Source organism: Staphylococcus equorum, assembly GCF_001747895.1.
GTDB lineage: Bacteria > Bacillota > Bacilli > Staphylococcales > Staphylococcaceae > Staphylococcus > Staphylococcus equorum_A.
On record NZ_LNNB01000037.1, the window covers coordinates 1 to 1,766 of the forward strand.

The following is a 1,766-nucleotide window of genomic DNA, read 5'->3' on the forward strand; positions in this document are numbered from 1 at the left end:
AATGAACATTGAAAACTGAATTGCAATATGTCAACGTTAATTCCGAACGCAACATTAAATTGTTGGTTCAAACGTGTTAGAGATAACACACAAATTAGTATTTTATGAGCTAATCAAACATCATAATTCATTTATGGAGAGTTTGATCCTGGCTCAGGATGAACGCTGGCGGCGTGCCTAATACATGCAAGTCGAGCGAACGGATAAGGAGCTTGCTCCTTTGAAGTTAGCGGCGGACGGGTGAGTAACACGTGGGTAACCTACCTATAAGACTGGAATAACTTCGGGAAACCGGAGCTAATGCCGGATAACATTTGGAACCGCATGGTTCTAAAGTAAAAGATGGTTTTGCTATCACTTATAGATGGACCCGCGCCGTATTAGCTAGTTGGTAAGGTAACGGCTTACCAAGGCAACGATACGTAGCCGACCTGAGAGGGTGATCGGCCACACTGGAACTGAGACACGGTCCAGACTCCTACGGGAGGCAGCAGTAGGGAATCTTCCGCAATGGACGAAAGTCTGACGGAGCAACGCCGCGTGAGTGATGAAGGTTTTCGGATCGTAAAACTCGTTATTAGGGAAGAACAAATGTGTAAGTAACTGTGCACATCTTGACGGTACCTAATCAGAAAGCCACGGCTAACTACGTGCCAGCAGCCGCGGTAATACGTAGGTGGCAAGCGTTATCCGGAATTATTGGGCGTAAAGCGCGCGTAGGCGGTTTCTTAAGTCTGATGTGAAAGCCCACGGCTCAACCGTGGAGGGTCATTGGAAACTGGGAAACTTGAGTACAGAAGAGGAAAGTGGAATTCCATGTGTAGCGGTGAAATGCGCAGAGATATGGAGGAACACCAGTGGCGAAGGCGACTTTCTGGTCTGTAACTGACGCTGATGTGCGAAAGCGTGGGGATCAAACAGGATTAGATACCCTGGTAGTCCACGCCGTAAACGATGAGTGCTAAGTGTTAGGGGGTTTCCGCCCCTTAGTGCTGCAGCTAACGCATTAAGCACTCCGCCTGGGGAGTACGACCGCAAGGTTGAAACTCAAAGGAATTGACGGGGACCCGCACAAGCGGTGGAGCATGTGGTTTAATTCGAAGCAACGCGAAGAACCTTACCAAATCTTGACATCCTTTGAAAACTCTAGAGATAGAGCCTTCCCCTTCGGGGGACAAAGTGACAGGTGGTGCATGGTTGTCGTCAGCTCGTGTCGTGAGATGTTGGGTTAAGTCCCGCAACGAGCGCAACCCTTAAACTTAGTTGCCAGCATTTAGTTGGGCACTCTAGGTTGACTGCCGGTGACAAACCGGAGGAAGGTGGGGATGACGTCAAATCATCATGCCCCTTATGATTTGGGCTACACACGTGCTACAATGGACAATACAAAGGGCAGCTAAACCGCGAGGTCATGCAAATCCCATAAAGTTGTTCTCAGTTCGGATTGTAGTCTGCAACTCGACTACATGAAGCTGGAATCGCTAGTAATCGTAGATCAGCATGCTACGGTGAATACGTTCCCGGGTCTTGTACACACCGCCCGTCACACCACGAGAGTTTGTAACACCCGAAGCCGGTGGAGTAACCATTTATGGAGCTAGCCGTCGAAGGTGGGACAAATGATTGGGGTGAAGTCGTAACAAGGTAGCCGTATCGGAAGGTGCGGCTGGATCACCTCCTTTCTAAGGATATATTCGGAACATCTTCCTTGAGAAGATGAAGAGGAATGACATTGACATATTGCATTCAGTTTTGAATGCTCATTA

At 48.5% G+C, this 1,766-nt stretch carries 1 rRNA gene; it reads left to right on the forward strand.

Annotated elements, in window-relative coordinates:
* Positions 1–130 precede the first annotated feature (130 nt).
* Positions 131–1,682 (forward strand): 16S ribosomal RNA (locus tag AST02_RS13665).
* Positions 1,683–1,766: the final 84 nt, after the last annotated feature.